Genomic DNA, 6,652 nt, shown 5'->3' with positions numbered 1-6,652 from the left:
CTGACCGTACAACTTGCGGATGTCGATCACGTCCGGGCCCATCGTGCCCTTGTAGATCGGCATTTCGACGCTCGGCGTGTTGTCGCTGAAACAAAGCGTCGCCTTGATGGTTGATTGATTCATGTTGAAGCGTTCCATGAGACTTGATGATGAGTTCGCTCGCGTTCAAACGCGAATTTCGGCCCGCGTGATGACAACCGGCCCGAATGCCGACTCCCTCGCCCGGCGAGCGACGACTTCCCTGATCGCGGGCTGTCCGAACGCGAACGCTGCCCGCCGGGAAACGACGTGATCGATGCCGGCGGCAGCCGCCAGCGCATGCTCCGTCAGGACGCAGTTGACCGTGACGCCATCCACGATGGCATCGAAATAGATAGGACCTTCGCCTATGTAAATGCTGTCGACGTGCGGAAACAGAATGTTCATTTCAACCTCGATAAGAAAAGCAGTGAGTGCGCCGCTCTGTCAGAAGTTATGCCGCACGCCGATCATCGCGGCCGTGGTCGAAGTGCCTGGCGCGACCGGCTGTCCATAGACGATGGTCTGATTCATCGTGCCGTGGTTGTCGACGTGACCGACCTGCACATACCCCAACGTGCGCTTGGACACGCTGTATTCGGCGCCCACTGCGAACTCGGCCGAATGATTGGTCGAGTTGTTGTTGTCCTTCAGGTAGTAGAAGCCGGATGTCACTTTCAAAGCGGGCGTGAATCGATAGCCAAGGCCAGCTGAATACATATCGATATCGGCACGGTTGCTGTTCGCTGGGTTCTTGCCATGACCGTATGAGCCGGACACCGAGAAACCATAAAACGTGTACTGGGCGCCGAGGTAGAGAAATCGGTTGTTGGCTTGCCCTGTCGCCGGAATCGCCGGCGTGGCGGGATACGTCGGGGGAAAGGGATTGGCGTCGTGGCCGTTGTAGTACGCCGCGGCGAGATTCAGGCCGTAGTTCGAATACTTGAGGACGGCCGATTCGCGCGTGCCGCCCTGAAAGTGACCGGGGACGCCGCCCGGCGCGTACTCCAGCGCGACCGACGCGCCATAGAACTTCGGCGACTCGTAGACGATCGCATTGCTGTCATACAGCGCGCCGATCGCGCCATTCGTGCTCGTGCCGGGCCAGCCCGCCGCCTGGTTCATGCCGAGCCATGCGGTCAGAATGCTGCCGAAGTACTGCGCGCCGCGCACGTCCGTGTCGTACATCGCCCAGATCATCGGCACGATCTGGCGGCCTGCATCGATCTTGCCGAATGGCCCTGAAACGCCCAGCGTCGCGTACTGGTTGAATTGCGCGGTGACGCCCGGCGTGTCGCTCAGGCCGAACCTGCCCGTGCCGCTATCGAACGAGCTTTGCAGCTTGAAGTTGACGTGATAGCCGCCACCGATGTCCTCGGTGCCCTTGATGCCCCAGCCGCTCGAATAGATGCCGCCGTCCTTGAAGCGGTACACCTTGCCGAGATTCGGCGCGTTCGGCGCGAACGACGCCGCCGCAGTGCTTTGATAAAGCAGCCCGGAATCGACAACCCCGTAGAGCGTCACCGCGGATTGCGCATTCGCGGCAGCCGACGACAAACCGATCAGAGCCGCAACGCCAGTCATTCTCGCTTTCATTAGATATCCTTGTCTCTTAAGTCGGACGCAGCGTACGAGCACGCGCCCTATCACTCGATCAAGGTTAGCTAAAGGTTACGAACTGACACCCTCTCGCGGCGAGAGGGATGGGGAAAACGAGTAGTGCGGCAGTGACCTCGGTTATTCAGGACTCTGCTGCCGCCGATATTCGTTGCGTTTCATCGTCAGATACGCATCGCGATCGACCTCGTGCAACTGGCGCGGGTATTTTTCCGTCGCGTCGAACCAGGTGACGAGGCGCTGCTCCAGGCGCTTGCCGGGCGGGCTCGACAAGGCCTGCAAATAGGCGTCGATCGCCAGGTAATAGCGCATCGTATTGCGCTCCACGAGTCCCCTGACGCCGCCGATGTATTCCGATTGTCCGTTCGACGCGTCCCGCGCGGTGGTGAAACCCACCTTGTCGCTGCCTATGGTGGACAGATAGGTTTTCATCGCGAGGCGTCCCGCCATGCCGTATCCGTACGAATACGTCAGATGCAGGAACGTGCGTCCGGACCCGACCGGCGTGGCCTCCAGCACGATGCGGTAATCCTTCGTGCTCATCGGTCCGGTGTCGGCATCCAGATCGACCTGGAAATATGCGGTGCTCGCTGCGGCCGAGCGATAGTTGAATTGCACGCGGTAGGTGGAGGAGAGTTTTTCTTCGACTTTCCGGCCCAGGTTCACGTTGAGCTGCGTGCCGCCGCCGCTCGTCGATGGGCGGCAATACTTGATGTTCAAGTGCAGGATCAGCACGTCGCACCAGTTGGCCGGACCCTGCGACGGATCATCGAGCGCATCCTTCACAGTCGCGAACGGATAGTCGACCACGGCGTAAATATCGCCCTTGAGCGAAGAGCCCGTTTCCGCCGACTCGAGATACAGCTCCCGGTGGAACGGGTTGTGGCTCAACTGCGGCTTCAGGCTTTCGTACTTGTCGCGCAGGCGCGTGGCGTTGCTGTCTGCCGCATTGCCGGCTTCCTGGCCGAACAGGTCCGGGCACGCTCCGGCCAGCGCGAACACGGTCAGCAACAGCACTAACGTCCTGGCAAAGGCGTTCATTTGATCGCTCCTTTTTCCGGCGCGGTGATCGCTCGCGTTGCGGCGATCGAAATTCGTCTGAAGTTATTGGTGCTCCCTTCAGGGTTCGCCCTCCAAGTATCCCCTCTCATCGCGAGAGGGGCGCGTGAATCGCCTGCGCAATAGGATACGACCATACCCTTTGGCGATCGTTACGCGTGCCTGCCCCGCGAACCGATCATCGCCCTTTCTCACCGGAGCCACACATGCAATTCCTCGACGATTCATTGCACCCCGAGAATCAGGACAAGGTCGTTATCACCGTTGCGCCTTACGGCCCCGAATGGATGCCCGCCGACTTCCCCGAAGACATTCCGGTGACGATGGACGAGCAAATCCAGAAGGCCGTCGATTGTTACGAAGCCGGCGCCACCGTTCTGCATCTGCACGTGCGCGAACTCGACGGCAAAGGCTCCAAGCGCCTGTCGAAGTTCAACGAGCTGATCGCTGGCGTGCGCGCAGCGGTGCCGGACATGATCATCCAGGTCGGCGGCTCGATCTCGTTCGCGCCGGAAGACGACGGTCAGGCCGCCAAGTGGCTCTCCGACGACACGCGCCACATGCTCGCCGACCTCGATCCGAAGCCCGATCAGGTGACCGTCGCGATCAACACGACGCAGATGAACATCATGGAGCTGCTGTATCCGGAGTATCTCGAAGGCACGTCGCTGTCGAATCCCGCGTTCATGGCCGCCTACAGCGAAATGACGGTTCCCGCCGGTCCCGCATGGGTCGAGGAGCATCTGCGCCGCTTGCAGGCGTCCGGCATCCAGCCGCACTTCCAGTTGACCGGCATTCACGCGCTTGAGACGCTCGAACGCCTCGTGCGCAAGGGCGTCTACCGCGGTCCGCTGAACCTGACGTGGATCGGCATCGGCGGCGGCTTCGACGGCCCGAACCCGTTCAACTTCTTCAACTTCGTCCACCGTGCGCCGGACGGCTGCACGCTCACGGCCGAGTCGCTGCTCAAGAACGTGCTGCCGTTCAACATGATGGCGATGTCGATGGGCCTGCATCCGCGCTGCGGCATCGAGGACACGATCATCGACCAGCACGGCAACCGCATGACGTCCGTGCAGCAGATCGAGCAGTGCGTGCGCGTGGCCCGTGAACTCGGACGCGAGATCGCCAGCGGCAAGGAAGCGCGCGAGATCTATCGCATCGGCGTGCAGTACGACACCGTCGACCAAACGCTCGCCGCCAACGGCATGGCGCCGAATCGCAAGGCCGGCGTAAAGAACCTGCCGTTGCGCGCCGCGTAACGCTATCTAAAAGCGGCCCTACGCCCACGCGGGCGAGGAAAGCCGTCGATGAGATTCATGAAGGAGACAATTCATGCACATGCAACAGGCCGCATCGACTGCGGGCGAAGTTTCGAAAACAAAGGGCGACGTGCGCGCCTATGCCTGGGTCGTATTCGCGCTGACGGTCGGGTTGCTGCTTTCCGACTACATGTCGCGGCAGGTATTGAATGCCGTATTTCCGATGCTCAAGTCGACATGGGGTCTCTCCGACACCCAACTGGGATCGCTCAGCAGCGTGGTCGCGCTCATGGTCGGCGTGCTGACGTTCCCGCTTTCGGTGCTCGCCGACCGCTGGGGCCGCGTGAAGAGCATCCTGCTCATGGCCGCGATGTGGAGTCTCGCCACGCTCGGCTGTGCGATTTCGACTAACTACGGCGAGATGCTGCTCGCGCGGGCTTTCGTCGGTATCGGCGAGGCGGCTTACGGCAGCGTCGGCATCGCAGTGGTCCTCAGCATCTTCCCGGCGCGGCTGCGCGCGACGCTGACGGCCGCCTTCATGGCGGGCGGCGCGTTCGGCTCGGTCATGGGCATGGCGATCGGCGGCGCCGTCGCGGCGCATCTTGGCTGGCGCTCGGCGTTCGGCGCGATGGCGGCGCTCGGAATCGTGCTGGTCGTCGTGTACCGGATCGTCGTCACCGAGGCGCGGCTCGCGCCGCTGCAACCCGCCATCGATGGCGTGAAGGCCGAAAGCCCCGGCATCCGCATGAGCTTGCGCGCACTGATGAAGGGCCTCTTTTCGACGAGATCGATCGTATGCGCCTATGTGGGCAGCGGCTTCCATCTGTTCGTGCCGGCCGCGCTGTGGGCATGGCTGCCGAGCTTTCTGAACCGCTACTACGGCATGGCGCCGGGCAAGGCTGCGGTCGGCGCGGCAGTGTTCGTGATGGTGACGGGACTCGGCATGGTCGTGTGCGGGAGCCTGACCGACCGCATCAGCAGAAACGCGCGTGAAAAGAAGTGGCTCACGGCAATCGCGTTCTGCCTCGCCTGCTTCGCGTTTCTCGTGCTTGCCTTCCGCATGCCCGCGGGACCGCTGCAGCTCGTGCTGATCGGGGCCGGCATGTTCTTCAGCGCAGGCGCAACCGGACCGTCCGGTGCTATGGTCGCGAACCTCACGCCGCCCTCCATCCACGCGTCCGCGTTCGCTACCCTGACGCTCGTCAATAACCTGCTGGGCCTGGCGCCTGCCGCGATCCTCACGGGCATCGTCGCCGACAGGATCGGGCTCCTGGGCGCGCTGCAACTGGTGCCCTTTGCGCCCCTGCTTGCCGCGATCGTGTTCGCCATCGGCAAACGGCACTATGGACGCGACCTGGACCGGGTGGCGACGCTGCGCGAAGAAGCCTCGCGCTGCCCGTGACGCCGCCACTCATGACATCAAGAACGACTTCCATGACTCTCGATACGACACCCACCATTCTCTTCGTGCCGGGTTTGCGCGACCACGTCGCCGAACATTGGCAGACCCTGTTGCAGAACAAGCTACCCAGGGCGGCCTCGGTGCCGCCGCTCGAACACGACAAGCTCAGTTGCGCCGCGCGCGTCGCGGCGCTCGATGCCGCCCTCGCGAAAATCGACGGCCCGGTGATTCTGGTCGCGCACAGCGCGGGCGTCATGATCACCGTTCACTGGGCACGGCAGCACGATCGCAAGATCCACGGGGCGCTTCTGGCCGCGCCCGTCGATCTCGAAACCCCGTTGCCGGAAGGCTATCCGACCTTCGATGCGCTCGCCGACAACGGCTGGCACCCCATTCCGCGCGAGCCGCTGCCGTTTCCGAGCATCGTCGGCGCGAGCCGCAACGATCCGCTGGCGAGCTTCGAGCGCGTGCAGCAGATGGCGCGAGACTGGGGCAGCGGCCTCGTCGATCTGGGCGAAGTGGGTCATCTCAATCCCGCTGCGGGTTATGGCGAATGGCCGATGGCGGAGGCGCTGATTCATGGTCTCGTCTGAACTCCGGCACGTCGCCACGGCGGGCCGCGAAGTCGGCCACGGCCGCACGATGACGGTCGAAGTCTTCTTCGATTTCATCTGCCCGTGGTGCCTGATCGGCAAACGCAACCTGGAGGCGGCCATCAGCCGCTTCGCTGCCTTGCGGCCCGACGTGCGCCTGAAAGTGCTGTGGCGCTCCCATCAGCTTCTCCCCTGGATACCGCTCGAAGGCATGCCCTATCAGGCGTTCTATCTCGACCGTCTGGGAAGTCATGAAGCCGTGGCGGCAAGGCGTGCGCAGGTCCGGCGCGCGGGCATCGAGGCCGGCGTCGAGTTCTCGTTCGAGCAGATCGACGTGATGCCCAACACGGCTGCCGCGCACGACCTCGTGGCCTACGCGGCCAGCCGTGGCAACGAAGCGCAACATGCGCTGCTGATCGAGCGCCTGTTCGGCGCGTACTTCATGGAGGGAAAGGATATCGGCGACTGGCGCGTTCTGGAGCGTCTCGGCGTCGAGTGCGGTCTCGAACCTGAGGGCGTCGTGAATCATCTCGCGGAATCGAGGCGCATGGCCGATCCGACCGCTCGCCTCGTGCCGTCTGCCGACCATCATGTCGGCGGCGTTCCGCATTTCGTGTTCGATGCGTCCTACGCGCTTTCCGGAGCGCATTCTCCCGGCGCGATCATCGAAGCGATGATGCTCGCGGCTCGCGACTGAGGCC

At 63.0% G+C, this 6,652-nt stretch carries 7 protein-coding genes; 4 read left to right on the top strand and 3 right to left on the bottom strand.

The window, feature by feature from the left end; translation table 11 throughout:
- Positions 1–165 precede the first annotated feature (165 nt).
- The 3 genes from AWB74_RS28750 to AWB74_RS28740 form a co-directional block, all read right to left on the bottom strand.
- Positions 166–426, bottom strand: coding sequence for a DUF1488 family protein (locus AWB74_RS28750; protein ID WP_061150032.1), 261 nt, complete (start codon positions 424–426; stop codon positions 166–168).
- A gap of 39 nt (positions 427–465) precedes the next feature.
- Positions 466–1,614: a porin gene (locus AWB74_RS28745; RefSeq protein WP_061150031.1), complete on the bottom strand. Its 1,149-nt coding sequence runs from the start codon at positions 1,612–1,614 to the stop codon at positions 466–468.
- Positions 1,615–1,755: 141 nt separating this feature from the next.
- On the bottom strand, positions 1,756–2,676 hold the full coding sequence (locus AWB74_RS28740) for a hypothetical protein (RefSeq protein WP_061150030.1): 921 nt from the start codon (positions 2,674–2,676) through the stop codon (positions 1,756–1,758).
- A gap of 224 nt (positions 2,677–2,900) precedes the next feature.
- On the opposite strand from AWB74_RS28740, the gene AWB74_RS28735 reads away from it, so the two are divergent.
- The 4 genes from AWB74_RS28735 to AWB74_RS28720 all read left to right on the top strand — a co-directional run bounded on the left by AWB74_RS28735 (position 2,901) and on the right by AWB74_RS28720 (position 6,648).
- On the top strand, positions 2,901–3,956 hold the full coding sequence (locus AWB74_RS28735; protein WP_061150029.1) for a BKACE family enzyme: 1,056 nt from the start codon (positions 2,901–2,903) through the stop codon (positions 3,954–3,956).
- A gap of 73 nt (positions 3,957–4,029) precedes the next feature.
- Positions 4,030–5,358, top strand: a complete 1,329-nt coding sequence (locus tag AWB74_RS28730; RefSeq protein WP_061150028.1) for an MFS transporter — start codon at positions 4,030–4,032, stop codon at positions 5,356–5,358.
- Positions 5,359–5,390: 32 nt separating this feature from the next.
- A complete protein-coding gene (locus AWB74_RS28725; RefSeq protein ID WP_061150027.1) occupies positions 5,391–5,951 on the top strand; it encodes an RBBP9/YdeN family alpha/beta hydrolase in 561 nt (186 codons plus the stop codon).
- On the top strand, positions 5,938–6,648 hold the full coding sequence (locus AWB74_RS28720; protein ID WP_061150026.1) for a DsbA family oxidoreductase: 711 nt from the start codon (positions 5,938–5,940) through the stop codon (positions 6,646–6,648). Before AWB74_RS28725 ends, AWB74_RS28720 begins: the two co-directional genes overlap by 14 nt.
- Positions 6,649–6,652: the final 4 nt, after the last annotated feature.

The organism is Caballeronia arvi, assembly GCF_001544695.2.
Lineage (GTDB): Bacteria > Pseudomonadota > Gammaproteobacteria > Burkholderiales > Burkholderiaceae > Caballeronia > Caballeronia arvi.
This window is presented reverse-complemented; position numbering and strand designations above follow the sequence as displayed.